Source organism: Ancylobacter sp. VNQ12 (assembly GCF_049445835.1).
In the GTDB taxonomy this organism is placed as follows: Bacteria; Pseudomonadota; Alphaproteobacteria; order Rhizobiales; family Xanthobacteraceae; genus Ancylobacter.
On sequence record NZ_JBMSDU010000001.1, the window covers coordinates 742,457 to 756,215 of the forward strand.

The following is a 13,759-nucleotide window of genomic DNA, read 5'->3' on the forward strand; positions in this document are numbered from 1 at the left end:
CCTTTCACAGGAGAGTAATATGACTGGGAAGACCATGCGGGGGCTGCGCGTCGCGGCCCTCTCGGGGACGCTTTTGCTCAGCGTTGCCCATGCTTTCGCCGCCGACCCGATCAAGCTCGGCGTCCTCGAGGACCAGTCCGGCGACTTCGCCGCCGCGACCATCGGCAAGGTGCACGCCATCCAGCTCGCCGCCGAGGAAATCAACAAGGCTGGCGGCATCGACGGCCGCCCGCTGGAACTGGTGATCTACGACACCCAGTCCGACAATACGCGCTATCAGGAGTTCATGCGCCGCGTGCTCCAGCGCGACAAGGTGGACGCCGTGTTCGCCGGCTTCTCCTCGGCCTCGCGCGAAGCCTACCGCCCGATCGTCAACCAGTTCGACGGCCTGGCCTTCTACAACAACCAGTATGAAGGCGGCGTCTGCGACGCCAACATGATCGTCACCGGCGCGGTGCCCGAGCAGCAGTTCTCCACCCTCATCCCGTGGATGATGGAGAAGTACGGCAAGAAGGTCTACACGCTCGCCGCCGACTATAATTTCGGCCAGATCTCCGCCGAATGGGTGCGCAACATCGTCAAGGAACACGGCGGTGAAATGGTCGGCGAGGACTTCATCCCGCTCGGCGTCTCGCAGTTCTCGCAGAACATCCAGAACATCCAGAAGGCCAAGCCGGACTTCGTGGTGACGCTGCTCGTCGGCACGGCGCAGGCCTCCTATTACGAGCAGGCGGCTTCCGCCAGCGTGAACCTGCCGATGGCCTCCTCGGTGAACGTCGGCCAGGGCTATGAGCACAAGCGCTTCAAGCCGCCATCGCTGAAGGACATGTACGTCACCACCAACTACATCGAAGAAATCGACTCGCCGGCCTCCAAGGCGTTCTTCGCCAAGTTCAAGGCGAAGTTCCCGGACGAGCCCTATGTTAACCAGGAGGCCGAGAACTCCTACCTCGCGGTCTATCTCTACAAGCAGATGGTAGAGCGCGCGAAGTCGACCAAGCGCGATGACCTGCGCAAGGAGATCGCCAAGGGCGACGTCTGCATGGACGCCCCCGAGGGCAAGGTCTGCCTCGACCCCAAGAGCCAGCACATGTCGCACACCATCTATCTCGCCAAGGTGGGCGCGGATCACTCGATCTCCTTCCCGAAGGTCTGGGAGGACATCAAGCCCTACTGGCTCGGTGAGGCCGGTTGCGACCTGACCAAGAGCGACCCGAGCGCGCAGTACACGCCCTCGAACCCGCCGCCGAAGAACTGATCCGCGGCCGGATCGCTCTTTGACCCCCTCGCGGGAGGACCGCCACACTGGCGACTCCCGTGCGTTGTCCCGGCCGACCCCCTCCGTGCCGGGACAACCTCCTTACCTCCAGACCAGGGCCGCCGCCGATGGATGTCGGAACTCTCGCCTTCTCCGCGCTCTACCAGTTCGGCGACGCCTTCGCCTTTCTGGTCCTGTCCGCCTGCGGCCTTGCCGTCATCTTCGGGATGATGGGGGTGATCAATCTGGCGCATGGCGAGTTCATCATGTGCGGGGCCTATGTCACCGTCTCCGCCGCCCATGCCGGCGTGCCGCTGCCGCTCGCCATCGCCATCGGTGCGATGGTGTCGGGCGCGGTGGGTGCCGTGGTCGAAATTCTGGTGATCCGTCATCTCTACGACCGGCCGCTCGACACCATCGTCGCCACATGGGGCCTCAGCCTCATCGGCACGCAGGGCACGCTGATCCTGCTCGGCTCGACCATGGCCGGCGTCGGCACGCCCTTCGGCAGCTTCCCGGTCGGCGAGTATTCCTACTCGATCTACCGCCTTGTGCTGTTCGGCGCGGCGGTGGCGGTGCTCGCCGGCCTCTACGCGCTGTTCAACTGGACCCGCTTTGGCGTCATGGCCCGCGCCACCATCCAGGTGCCGCACATGGCCGCGGCGCTCGGCATCGACACGCGCCTCGTCTACAGCCTGACCTTCGCGCTCGGCGCCGGCCTGGCGGGCCTGGCCGGCGGCCTTTACGCGCCGACCATGACGCTGGTGCCGACCATGGGCACCACCTTCATCATGGAAGCCTTCGTCACGGTCGTCGTCGGCGGCGCCGACGTATTCCTCGGCACCGCGCCGGCCGCCGCCGTACTCGCCGTGGTCAAGGCGACCATGACCTCCTGGTACGGCCAGCTTTTCGGCCAGATCGGCCTGCTCCTCACCGTCATCGTCGTCATCCGGGTCCTGCCGCGTGGCATCTCCGGCTTCCTGCTGCGCGAGCGCGCCTGACCTGGACACGAGAAAAAGCAACATGAACGCGCTCTCACGCTTCTTCCGCCGCCTGGAAGGCCCGCAGACGCTGGGCCGCGGCCCGGGCTTCTGGGTCGGCTTCCTCGTCGTGCTGGCCGGCGCCTGCGCCTACCCGCTGTTCTCGGACGGCTATACGGTTGGCAACACGGTGTACTTCTTCACCTGGATCTTCATGGCGCTCGGCCTGTGCCTGATCTGGGGCTATGGCGGCTCACTGAGCTTCGGCCAGACGGCCTTCTTCGGCATTGCCGGCTACAGCTACGGCATCCTCACCATTAATTTCGGCGCGGCCTACGGCTTCACCCTGGTGGCACTGGTCTTCGCCGTGGCGGTCGCGGCGCTGTTCGCCGCGCTGCTCGGCTACTTCCTGTTCTTCGGCCGCATCTCCGGCGTGTTCCTCGGCATCGTCACCCTGTCTGTCACGCTGGTGCTGGAGCGCTTCATGGCGCAGACCGCCGGCCCGGAATGGAAGATCGGTGCGGCCCGGCTTAACGGCTTCAACGGCATGAGCAACATGCCCCCGCTCACACTCCCCTGGCCGGGCGGCGACATCGTGCTGTTCCCGGACGTGCAGCTCTACTACGTCGTGCTCGGCCTGTTGGTATTGGTCTATCTCGGGCTGCGCATCCTGGTGAACTCGTCCTTCGGCAACATCCTCGTCGCCATCCGCGAGAACCCCGAGCGGGCCGAGATGCTGGGCTACGACATTCGCAAGTACCAGCTGGGCGCCTTCGTCATCGGCGCCGCGCTCGCCGGGCTGTCGGGCGTGCTCTACACCAGCTGGGGCCAGTACATCACCCCCTCCAGCATGGGCATGACCGCCGCCGCGCTTCCCATCGTGTGGGTCGCGGTCGGCGGGCGCTCGGACCTCACGACGACGCTGGTGGGTACCGTCACCGTGCTCGCCGTTTTCCAGGCGCTGACCATCCATGGCAGCCAGTACGCGCTGGTGGTGATGGGGGCGATGCTGGTGCTCACCGTCCTGCTTGCCCCACGGGGACTCATCTTCGCGCTGGCAGGACTGCTCGCCCGCCCGTTCGCCAGCCGCGCCTCGAACGGCCAGTCGGGAGACGCCTGATGTCGCTCCTCGAAACCCGCGCCCTTAACAAGCGTTTCGGCGGCCTGCACGTCACCAACAATGTCGACCTCGTGCTGGAGACCGGCGAGATCCACTGCCTGATCGGGCCGAACGGCGCCGGCAAGTCGACGCTGTTCCGCCTGATCCTCGGCGAGCATCTCGCGAGTTCGGGCGCGATCCTGTTCGGCGGCGAGGATATCACCCGCCTCAAGCCGTTCCAGCGCATCCGTCGGGGCATGAGCGTCAAGTTCCAGGTGCCCGGCATCTTCAAGGCGCTGAGCGTGCGGCAGAACCTCGAAATCGCGATGCAGCACCACTACGATCCGGCGACGCTGGGCGAGGAGATCGACACGCTGCTCGATTTCCTCAACCTCGCCGCCGACGCCAGGCGCCTCGCCGGCAATCTCAGCCACGGCCAGAAGCAGTGGCTTGAGATCGGCATGGCGATCAGCCTGAAGCCGCGCCTGCTGCTGCTCGACGAGCCGACCGCCGGCATGTCGCCGGAGGAGACCCACGCCACCGGCGAGATGGTCAAGCGCCTCAACGCCGAGGGCATGACCGTGCTCGCGGTCGAGCACGACATGGCCTTCGTGCGCCAGGTCGCCGACAAGGTGACGGTGCTGCATCTGGGCAAGGTGTTCGCCCAGGGCTCGATCGACGACATCGTCTCCAACGAGGAAGTCGCCGCGATCTATCTCGGCCAGACCACCGCCCACGAGCATTCAGGTGGCACCCATGCGTAAGGAAGTCATACTCTCCACTCTCGGCCTGCGCGCCGGCTACGGCGGCAAGCCCGTGCTTCAGGGCCTCGACCTTGAGGTGCGCGAGGGCGAGATCGTCGCCGTCATCGGCCGCAACGGCGTCGGCAAGTCGACGCTGATGAAGAGCCTGATCGGCCTGGTGCCGACCATGGACGGCGCCATCGTCTATCGCGACAAGCCGGTGGAGCAGCTCTCCGCCTTCCGCCGGGCGCGACTCGGCATCGGCTATGTCCCGCAGGGCCGCGACGTGTTCCCGCGCCTCACCGTCGCCGAGAACATCGCGGTGGGTGGCATGCGCCAGGGCGGCGTTTCGGAGGCCGACCGCGAGCGGGTGCTGGGCTATTTCCCGATCCTGCGCGAGCGCTGGGGCCAGCGCGCCGGCACCATGTCGGGCGGCCAGCAGCAGCAGCTCGCCATCGGCCGCGTGCTGGTCGCCAACCCGCAGCTCATCCTGCTCGACGAGCCCTCCGAGGGCATCCAGCCCAACATCGTGCAGGACATCGCCCGCATCATGGTGCAGCTCAACAAGGACACCGGCGTCACCGTCGTCCTCGTCGAGCAGAACATCGACATGATCCGGGCGATGGCGCAGCGCTGCTACGTCATGGACAAGGGCCGCATCGTCGCCGAACTCGAGCGCGAGGCGCTTGCCGACGGCGACGCCATGCGAGGCCACCTCGCCGTCTGATCGCGAAAGCCAGCTTCCAAGGAGAACATCATGTCCTGGCTCGAGAACTCCATCATGGCTCGCAAAGGCCTCGCCAAGGGTCAGGCGGGCACGTCCCACTCCCTCACCGAGGCGGAGCAGGGCACGTATCACTATGTCTACGGCCCCTATGTCGAGCCGGCGCTGAAGGTCGATCCCGGCGCGGTGGTCGCCGCCGAGACGCACGACGCCTTCGAGGGCAAGATCACCAGCGAGACCGACAACCCGCTCGACATCCTGAACTTCCCCTATCTCAACCCGCAGAACGGCCCGATCTACGTCAATGGCGCGCAGAAAGGCGACACGCTGGCGGTCTACATCAAGGACATCAAGCCGCGCGGCGCGCAGCCGGTCGGCACCACGCTCATCATGCCGGATTTCGGCGGCCTCGTGCCGACCAAGGACACGGCGATGCTGAACGCGCCGCTGCCGATCCGGGTGAAGAAGCTACATGTCGACGCCGAGACCGGCACGAAATGGAACGACAAGATCACGCTGCCCTACGTGCCCTTCATCGGCACGATCGGCACCTCGCCGGAGATCGAGGCGATCACCTCCCTGCAGCCGGATTATTACGGCGGCAACATGGATCTGCCGGATGTCGGCATCGGCGCGGTCATCTATCTGCCGGTCAACATCGAGGGCGGCCTGCTCTATCTCGGCGACTGCCACGCCACGCAGGGTGACGGCGAGTTGTGCGGTGTCGCCCTGGAGCACCCGACCGTCACCACCGTGCAGATCGACCTCATCAAGGGCTGGACCATCGGTACGCCGCGGCTGGAGACGCAGGACTTCATCATGTCCATCGGCTCCACCCGCCCGATGGAGGACGCCGCCCGCATGGCCTATCGCGACCTCATCCGCTGGATGGCGGCCGATTACGGCTTCGACGAGATCGAGGCCTACATGCTGCTGACCCAGTGCGGCCGCGTGCGCGTCGGCAACATGGTGGACCCCAAATACACGCTGGGTGCGTCGATCCTGAAGTCCTATCTGGGCTGACCCATGGCCTTATCTCCCTCTCCCCGTTGGGGGAGAGGGTTGGGGTGAGGGGCGCTCTACGTTCTCGATCGCGTTTTCCCTCACCGCCCCGAAGATCGCCCGCCAACCCATTCCCGGCGCGACCGCGTGACCATGCGGGCGCCGAACGCCCCCTGCTGTCCCGGAGAGTGCCGATGACCACATCCCTCAAGGTCGCCACCGTCCAGTTCGAGCCGACCATGTTCGAGAAGGAGCGCAACATTGCGCGCCTCGTCGGGATGGTCACCGAGGCTGCGCAGGACGGCGCCAGGCTCATCGTGACGCCGGAAATGGGCACCACCGGCTATTGCTGGTTCGATCGCGCGGAGGTCGCCCCCTTCGTCGAGCCGATCCCCGGACCGACGACGGATCGCTTCGCCGCGGTGGCGCGCACGCACGACTGCTACATCGTCGTCGGCATGCCGGAGGTCGATCCGGACACCAATCTCTACTTCAATTCCGCCGTGCTGATCGGTCCGCAGGGCGTGGTCGGCACGCACCGCAAGACCCATCCCTACATCGCCGAGCCAAAATGGTCGGCGCCGGGCGATCTCGGCCATCAGGTGTTCGATACGCCGATCGGCCGCATCGCCCTGCTGGTATGCATGGACATCCATTTCGTCGAGACCGCCCGTCTCGTCGGCCTCGGCGGTGCCGACATCATCTGCCACATCTCCAACTGGCTGGCCGAGCGCACGCCGGCGCCGTACTGGATCACCCGCGCGGTGGAGAACAGCTGCTACCTCATCGAGGCCAATCGCTGGGGACTGGAGCGTACCGTGCAATTCTCCGGCGGCAGCTGCGTCATCGGGCCGGACGGCGCCATCGAGGCGGTGATCGACGCGGGCGACGGCATCGCCCATGCCGAGATCGACCTGGAGCGGGCCCGCGCCCGCCGGGTGTTCGGCGAGAGCGTGTTCGAGCAGCGCCGGCCGGAGCTCTACATGGAACTGCCGACCGGCACGCTCGGCTGGAACCCGCTGGATTTCTTCAGCCTCTACGGCCATCGCCCGCTGCCGCCGGGCCGGCGCTCGCGCGTCGCCGTGGCGCAGTTCGCCCCGAGCGGCGACGTCGCGGCCAATCTCGCCCGCATCGAGCAACTGGCGGCCACCGCCGCGCGCGAAGAGGGGGCGGAACTCGTCGTCTTCCCCGAACGCGCCGTCACCGGCCTCGATGCCCCGGATGCGGTGCGGCTCGACGGGCCGGCGGTCGCGCGGCTGACGGCCATCGCCGCGCGCCATGGCATCCACATCGCCGTCGGCTTCGCCGAGGACGACGAGGGAACGCTCTACAACAGCGCCGTGCTGGTCGGTCCGCAGGGCGTGATCGGTCGCTACCGCAAGACCCATCTCGATGCCTCCGACCACAACTGGGCCACGCCGGGCGACGAGTGGGGCGTCTTCGACACCAAGTTCGGCCGCGTCGGCCTGTTGATCGGCCATGACGCCGCCTTCCCCGAGGCGGGACGCGTGCTGGCGCTGCGTGGCTGCGATCTTGTGCTCTGCCCCGCCGCGCTGCGCGGCAAACTCGCGGCCCCGCACGCCGGCAGTGCGGTCGCGCAGAACTACCCGATCCCCACTGGCGCCGACCCGCACCATTGGCATCTGATGCGCGCCCGCGCCGGCGAGAACAATGTCCATCTCGCCTTTGCCAATGTGATCGACGAGGCGTCCGGCTATCACGGCAAGAGCGGCGTGTTCGGGCCGGATACATTCGAGTTTCCCCGTCGCGAGGCGATCCTCGGAGAAGGCGAGGGGGTTATCGCCGCCGAGATCGACACCTCGAACCTCGACACGCGCTATCCCACCAATGTGGTGCGGCGCAAGGATCTGGTGACGATGCGCCAGCCGCATCATTACGTGCCGCTGATCCGCTGATCCGCTGATCCGCTGATCCGCTGACGGCAGGAGGGCGAGTGGCGCCGGGAACGAGGATCAGCCTGGCTGCATCGCCGGCGCCCGGGCCGTGGTGACGAAGGGCAGCGCGTGGAGGATGCCCAGCGCTGCCGAGTCCAGCACCGGAATGCCCAGACGCTCGCCCAGACCGGAGGTCAGTCCGTGGCCGGCGAGATTGGTGCTCCAGATCAGCACCGCATCGAGTTCGGCGGTAGCGGCGAGACGGCCAACCTGCGTCTCGATCTCCTGCGGACCTACGCTTGCGGCCTCGAAGTTGTCCTCGATGCCGAAATTGTGCCCGACGACGATCTCGATACCCTCCTGCGCGAAAGTCTGCTTCAGGCGCCGCCCGTCCTCGTCGTCGCCCTGCGCGACGAGCCCGATCCGGCGCAGGCTCCGCCGTCGCAGCAGATCGACGGTCGCCAGCGCCGTCGTCGTGCATGGAATGCCGGCCTCGCCTTCGATCGCCGCGCACAGCCGGCGATCCGGCTCGAAGCCGATCAGGGCACCGCGGGTCGCGTTCCACAGGATGACGTCGGGGCGCGCCTGGGCCAGCAGGCGCGCCGCCTGCTCGAACGAGGTCATGTCGTAGCCATCGGGCGGATGGCCGGCATAGGGCACGCGGGTGAAGCAGGCGTCGATATACGGCCGCTCGCCGAGAATGGCGCGTGTCACCCGTTCGACGACGCGGTTCGACGACGGCACGATGACGCCGATCGCATGGGGCATTTCCAGGTGATGTCCGTTCACTGTTCGCGCACCACAAGCGTACGCTCGGCAGCCCAGCGCGCCGTCCACACCTCGCCGGGCTGGGGGCTTCTCGTTCCCGCTTCTTCGATCGGTACCGAGACGAGGAGTTCGGCCCCGCCGCCGATGCTCATCCACACCGAGAGGACCTGTCCCTTGAACAGGCTGCGCCGGATGTTGCCGGTCAGCGTGTTGGCAGCGGCGGGTGCCTCGCCGGGGACGAGCCGCACGCTCTCGGGCCGGATGGCGACCGCCACGCGCTCCTGCACGGTGAAGTCGTTGGGAACGGTGCTCTCGAACAGCTGGCCGCTGGCCGTCTTCAGCACCGTGCGTTCGCCGGATTTCTCGACGATGCCGGCCGGCAGGAAATTCGAGCTGCCGATGAAGTCGGCGACGAAATGCGAGACCGGCCGCTCATAGATGGTGCGGGCTGCGGCCACCTGCTCGATGCGGCCGCCGCGCATCACCGCGATCTGGTCGGCCAGTATGAGCGCTTCCTCCTGGTCGTGGGTGACAAGGATCGTGGTGAGGCCCAGTTCGTTGCAGAGCTGGCGCAGTTCGATCTGCATCTCCTCGCGCAATTTCTTGTCGAGCGCGCCGAAGGGCTCGTCGAGCAGCAGCACGCGCGGGCGGTAGACGATCGCGCGGGCCATAGCCACACGCTGCTGCTGGCCGCCGGAGAGCGCCGCCGGCATCCGCTCCTCGAAGCCGGTCAGGCGCACGAGGGCAAGCGCCTGCCGCGCGCGCTCGGCGGTTTCGGCCTTGGAGACGCCGCGCATGGTGAGGCCGAAGGCGACGTTCTCCAGAACTGTGAGGTGCGGAAACAGCGCGTAGTTCTGGAACAGCATGCCGAGGTTGCGCCGATGCACCGGCAAGCCGGTGACCGCCGCGCCGTCGATGGTGATCTCGCCGGCCGAGGGCTGGACGAGACCGGCGACCATGCGCAGCGTCGTGGTCTTGCCGCAGCCGGAGGGGCCGAGCAAGGCGAGGATTTCCCCGCCCGCCGCCTTCAGATTGACGTCGCGCACCACCTGCACGTCGCCATAGAAGCGGCTGATGCCGCTGAGGCGCACCTCGGCCCCGCCCGCTGATGATGCTGTCGCCATCCCGTTTCCCCTTTTGGCTTGTCGTGGTCGGGAACCGTCAGACGGCGAAGATGCCGTTCAGCTTCTCGGTCCAGCCCGAGCGCCGGGCGTTGATGTATTCCCAGTCGGGCGTGAACAGGCCGCGCTTGTCCATTTCCTCGACGGGATAGGCGATGTACTTCAGCGTCTCCTTGGAGAACTCGATGCCGGAGACCGGCGGCGCCGTCAGTGCATATTCGGAGAACGCCTTCTGCACGGCGGGCTCCAGCATGCGGTTCATGAAGGCGACGGCGAGGTCCCTGTTCGGCCCGCCCTTCACCAGGACCTGGCAGTTATTGCCGGCGAAGCTGCCCTCCCTGGGAAAGCTCATCGTCACCGGGGCGCCCTTGGCGGTGTAGGGATAGATGTACTTGGACAGCTCCAGCAGGCCGATCTCGGCCTGGCCCTGCGCCACCTCGGCGGCGGCCTGGGGTCCGTTGTCGAACAGGTTCATGATGTTCGGCTTCAACTCCGCCACCTTGTCGAAGCTGTCGTCGATCAGGTACTGCGCCTCGGCGAACGGCTTGCCCGACTTCACCGATGCCGCGACGATCAGGAAGAACACCGACGGGGTGTTCTTCGGGCTGACCAGCTTCAGCTTGCCGGCATAGTCCGGCTTCCACAGGTCGGCATAGCTGGCGGGCGGCGCGATCGACGTATTGTGGAACATGCTGGCCACGGAGATGGCGAGCGCCGTGCCCCAGCCGTCAAAGCCGAAGCGCGGGTAGAGCTTGGCAAGCGCGGGCATGTCGGCTGCCGGCAGTTGCTCGATCAGGCCCTCGCTCTTGCAGATCGGGATCGCCACGTCATCGATGAACATGACGGAGAATTTCGGATTGGCCTTGGTCGCCCGCATCTTGCCGACATTGGCGAGGGTGAAGCCCTCTTCCGCGGTGACCTTGGCGCCGAAATCCTTTTCGAAGGCCGGGATGATATTTTTCTTGACGAACTCGCCCTGCGAGCCGCCCCAGATGCCGATCTGGATTTCCTTGCCCTGCGCCCAGCTGTTGCGGACGAAACCCATGGGGGCGGCCAGAGCGGTGGCGCCAAGAGCGAATTTGCCGAAGCCGCGACGCGATAGGTTGGTCATGCGTGTTCCCCTGTTCTGGTTTTGCGATTGGCCGGCATTCAGCTCGCGAGCCGTGCCAGGCTCAGTCCGAAGACCTTCTCGATGACGAGCACGAGAAGGAGGGCGAAGAAGATCATCAGCGAGGCGATGGCCGCGATCGAGGGATCGAAGGAGCGCTCGATGACGGTGTAGAGGTAGAGCGGCACCGGGAAGTGGTTGCCATCGGCGAGCCACATCGAGATGGGGTAGTCGTCGAAGGAGACGATGAAGCTGAAGATGCCGCCGGCGAGGATGCCGGGGCGGACCTGCGGCCAGATCACCCTGGTCGCGACGACGTGGGGCGGCGCGCCCAGCACGGCGGCGGCGTCCTCGAGGCTTCGGTTGACCAGCAGGAGGCTCGCCGACACCGAGCGGATGACATAGGGCAGGCAGACCACCGTGTGGCCGATGACGAGCTGAAGCATCGTCGCGCGCGAGCCGAGCAGGGCGAAAAGCTGGAGCAGCGCGACCCCGGTGACGATCAGCGGCACGATCAGCGGCGACAGGATGAGGGCGAGAACCGCGTCCTGTCCGCGAACCTTGAACCGGGTGAGCCCGGCCGCGCAGGGAACACCGAGAACGAGCGACACCACCGTGACGATTGCCGCCAGCTCCAGCGAGAACAGGAAACTGCCGCGCGCCTCCGGATTGGCGAGCACGGCGCCGTACCATTTCAGCGTGAAGCCCTGCGGGGGAAACACGATGTAGGGCGTGTCGGAAATCGACATCATGAGCGGCACGACCAGCGGCGCGACGACGATCAGCAGGATGACGCCGACCACGATCTTGAGCCACGGGCTGACGGTCTCGTTCATTGCGCGCCCTCGCTCGTGGTCGCCGTCCAGCGCGCGAAGCGCCGGCTCACCAGCTTCAGGAAGACGAGGTTGGAGGCCAGCACCATGGCGATCAGCAGCGTCGAGATCGCCGCCCCGAACGGCCAGTCGTTCAGGGTAAGAATCTGCTGTTCGATCAGCGTGCCGAGCAGTGGAGAGAAGTTGCCGCCGAGGATCTGCGGCGTGACATAGGCCGCCGCGCTCAGCGAGAACACCAGCGAGGCGCCGACCGCGAGGCCGGGCAGGCTGAGCGGCAGGATGACCTTCAGCATGACGGAGACCCGCGACGCGCCGGCCACGCGCGCCGCCTCTTCTACCGTGCGGTCGATGCGGCCGATGGCGCTCGCGAGCGGCATGACCATGAAGGGGAGATAGACATGCACGCAGGCGATCAGCACCGCCCACTCGGTGTAGAGCAGCACGGGCGGGTTGCTGACGCCCATGAGCTTCAGCAGCCAGGCGAGGGCGCCGGTCTTGTTGAGGATGGTCTGCCAGCCATAGGAGCGCACCACCACATTCACCAGCAGCGGCGCGAGGATGGTGATGGTCACGAGCCGGGCCAGCGCCGGACCGCCGCGGGCGATGGCGATGGCGAGCGGGTAGGCGAACAGCGCGGCGAACAGGCTGGTCAGCAGCGCGATGCGGATGGTGCGCATCAGGATTCGGAAATACAGGTCGGAGGAGAACAGCCGGATGTAGTTCTCCAGCGTGAAGCCCTCGATCATCACCCCGTCCACGCTGTGCGCGGTCAGGCTGAGATGGACCATGGTCAGGACCGGCCAGAGAAACCACACGGCGAGAAACAGTACGGTCGGCGCCACCAGGAGGTAGCCGGCGTAGCGGGCGCCGGCGAGCCGGGCCCATGCCCTTCCGGCGGGGCGCGCGGCAACGCTCTCGCCAGGGGGGAGGGCGGGCACGTCGAGGCTCTCGGCGCGGCTCATCGGCGGTTCCCGTTGCGGCCCGGATATCGATCCGATGGCGCTTCTGTCTGGGTTTGTCCATTGGCAGATTCCGCGACAAGCGCGTTGCCGTCCAGCGCAGATTGAGCAACAGTCCATTCGAAAAATTAGGATGGTTCGATGGCGCGCTCCTCTCTCGTCCCGGCTTCGCTCCGCTATCTCGATCAGGTGGCCCGCTCGGGCTCCATCCAGAAGGCGGCCAAGGAGTTGAACGTCGCCGCTTCGGCCATCGACCGGCAGATCCTGCTGCTGGAGCAGGAGCTCGACGTCGAGTTGTTCGAGCGGCTGCCGCGGGGCATGCGGCTGACCGCGGCCGGCGACGCGCTGGTGACGCTGTCCCGTCGCTGGAGGTCCGACGAGCGCCGCGTCGCCGCCGAGATCAAGCAGTTGCAGGGGGTCGATCAGGGGCACGTCCGACTGGTCGCCATGGACAGCCATGCCAATGGCCTGCTGCCGGGCTTCATTGAGCGTCTGGCGGCCGAGCAGCCGCGCATTTCGCTGGAAGTCGAGATCGCCAGCCCGGACGATGCGCTGACCGCGCTGCTGGCGGGCAACGCGGACATTGCGGCGATCTTCAATCTCATGCCGCGCCGGGACATCCATGTTCACTGGAGCGCCGAATTGCCGTTCGGCTGCGTCGTCGCTCCGGCCCACGCGCTGGCAAGGAGCGAGACCGTCAGCCTGCAGGAGGTGGTGGCTTATCCAATCGCGCTGCAGAGCAAGGCTCTGATGATCCGCCGCTATCTCGACGCGCGCTATGGCTGGTTGTTTGCCGATCCGCAAAAGGCGCTGGTCACGAATTCGCTGCAACTGGTGAAGCAGCTCGCCCGCGGCGGCAGCTACGTGGCCTTTACTTCGGAGCTCGATGCGGCGCCGGAGATCATCGCCGGCTCGCTGGTGTTCCTGCCGGTACGCGACAAGGGCGCCGAACCGCAGACCGTCTCCGTCGCGATCGATGCGACGAAGCCGCTTTCACGGATCGGGCGGATCGTCGCGAACATGCTCACCGACGAGATCATGTCGTCGATCCGGCACGCACGCGCCTCCGGCGACAGCAGGCGTGCCGGGCACGTCTAGAGCGTGATGCCCGGCACGATTCCGATGGGATTGGCGCTGGCGGCCTAGGTGACATACCCATAAGGGGATTCCCAGCGGAGCATTGTTTTGATTCACTGATCTCAGCCCTGGAGGTTGAGATGGCGCGCTTTGACCTGACGGATTTCGAGTGGTCGGTGATCGCACCGCTTC

13 protein-coding genes are annotated in these 13,759 nt (G+C 66.5%); 8 read left to right on the forward strand and 5 right to left on the reverse strand.

Translation table 11 applies throughout. From position 1 onward, the window contains the following. Window positions 1-19: 19 nt before the first annotated feature. The 7 genes from ACO2RV_RS03440 to ACO2RV_RS03470 all read left to right on the forward strand — a co-directional run bounded on the left by ACO2RV_RS03440 (window position 20) and on the right by ACO2RV_RS03470 (window position 7,722). Window positions 20-1,258 (forward strand): urea ABC transporter substrate-binding protein, encoded by a 1,239-nt coding sequence (locus ACO2RV_RS03440; RefSeq protein ID WP_423289817.1) that lies wholly within the window; start codon window positions 20-22, stop codon window positions 1,256-1,258. Between the two features lie 128 nt (window positions 1,259-1,386). Next, a complete protein-coding gene (locus tag ACO2RV_RS03445; RefSeq protein ID WP_423289819.1) occupies window positions 1,387-2,259 on the forward strand; it encodes an ABC transporter permease subunit in 873 nt (290 codons plus the stop codon). A 22-nt stretch (window positions 2,260-2,281) separates the two neighbouring features. Then, window positions 2,282-3,358, forward strand: a complete 1,077-nt coding sequence (locus tag ACO2RV_RS03450) for a branched-chain amino acid ABC transporter permease (protein WP_423289821.1) — start codon at window positions 2,282-2,284, stop codon at window positions 3,356-3,358. Then, a complete protein-coding gene (locus ACO2RV_RS03455) occupies window positions 3,358-4,101 on the forward strand; it encodes an ABC transporter ATP-binding protein (protein ID WP_423289823.1) in 744 nt (247 codons plus the stop codon). The genes ACO2RV_RS03450 and ACO2RV_RS03455 overlap by 1 nt, the downstream gene beginning before the upstream one ends. Next, on the forward strand, window positions 4,094-4,807 hold the full coding sequence (locus ACO2RV_RS03460) for an ABC transporter ATP-binding protein (RefSeq protein WP_423289825.1): 714 nt from the start codon (window positions 4,094-4,096) through the stop codon (window positions 4,805-4,807). Before ACO2RV_RS03455 ends, ACO2RV_RS03460 begins: the two co-directional genes overlap by 8 nt. 30 nt (window positions 4,808-4,837) lie before the next feature. Continuing rightward, complete coding sequence (locus tag ACO2RV_RS03465) at window positions 4,838-5,827, forward strand: acetamidase/formamidase family protein (protein ID WP_423289827.1); 990 nt, start codon at window positions 4,838-4,840, stop codon at window positions 5,825-5,827. Window positions 5,828-6,000: 173 nt separating this feature from the next. Next, window positions 6,001-7,722 (forward strand): nitrilase-related carbon-nitrogen hydrolase, encoded by a 1,722-nt coding sequence (locus ACO2RV_RS03470; RefSeq protein WP_423289829.1) that lies wholly within the window; start codon window positions 6,001-6,003, stop codon window positions 7,720-7,722. A 57-nt stretch (window positions 7,723-7,779) separates the two neighbouring features. Here ACO2RV_RS03470 and ACO2RV_RS03475 read toward each other — a convergent pair whose 3' ends face one another. The 5 genes from ACO2RV_RS03475 to ACO2RV_RS03495 are packed head-to-tail and all read right to left on the reverse strand — an operon-like array spanning window position 7,780 to window position 12,493. Continuing rightward, window positions 7,780-8,490: a maleate cis-trans isomerase family protein gene (locus ACO2RV_RS03475; RefSeq protein ID WP_423289831.1), complete on the reverse strand. Its 711-nt coding sequence runs from the start codon at window positions 8,488-8,490 to the stop codon at window positions 7,780-7,782. Further along, on the reverse strand, window positions 8,487-9,593 hold the full coding sequence (locus ACO2RV_RS03480) for an ABC transporter ATP-binding protein (RefSeq protein WP_423289833.1): 1,107 nt from the start codon (window positions 9,591-9,593) through the stop codon (window positions 8,487-8,489). The genes ACO2RV_RS03475 and ACO2RV_RS03480 overlap by 4 nt, the downstream gene beginning before the upstream one ends. Window positions 9,594-9,630: 37 nt before the next feature. Further along, the gene (locus tag ACO2RV_RS03485) at window positions 9,631-10,701 is read right to left on the reverse strand and encodes an extracellular solute-binding protein (RefSeq protein WP_423289835.1); all 1,071 of its coding nucleotides are present in this window, start codon (window positions 10,699-10,701) and stop codon (window positions 9,631-9,633) included. Window positions 10,702-10,739: 38 nt separating this feature from the next. Continuing rightward, entirely contained in the window at window positions 10,740-11,534 is a 795-nt protein-coding gene (locus ACO2RV_RS03490) for an ABC transporter permease (RefSeq protein WP_423289837.1), read from the reverse strand. Next, window positions 11,531-12,493, reverse strand: coding sequence for an ABC transporter permease (locus ACO2RV_RS03495; protein WP_423289839.1), 963 nt, complete (start codon window positions 12,491-12,493; stop codon window positions 11,531-11,533). The genes ACO2RV_RS03490 and ACO2RV_RS03495 overlap by 4 nt, the downstream gene beginning before the upstream one ends. Window positions 12,494-12,631: 138 nt before the next feature. Between ACO2RV_RS03495 and ACO2RV_RS03500 the strand changes: the two genes are divergently transcribed. Then, entirely contained in the window at window positions 12,632-13,588 is a 957-nt protein-coding gene (locus ACO2RV_RS03500; protein ID WP_423289841.1) for a LysR family transcriptional regulator, read from the forward strand. Window positions 13,589-13,759: the final 171 nt, after the last annotated feature.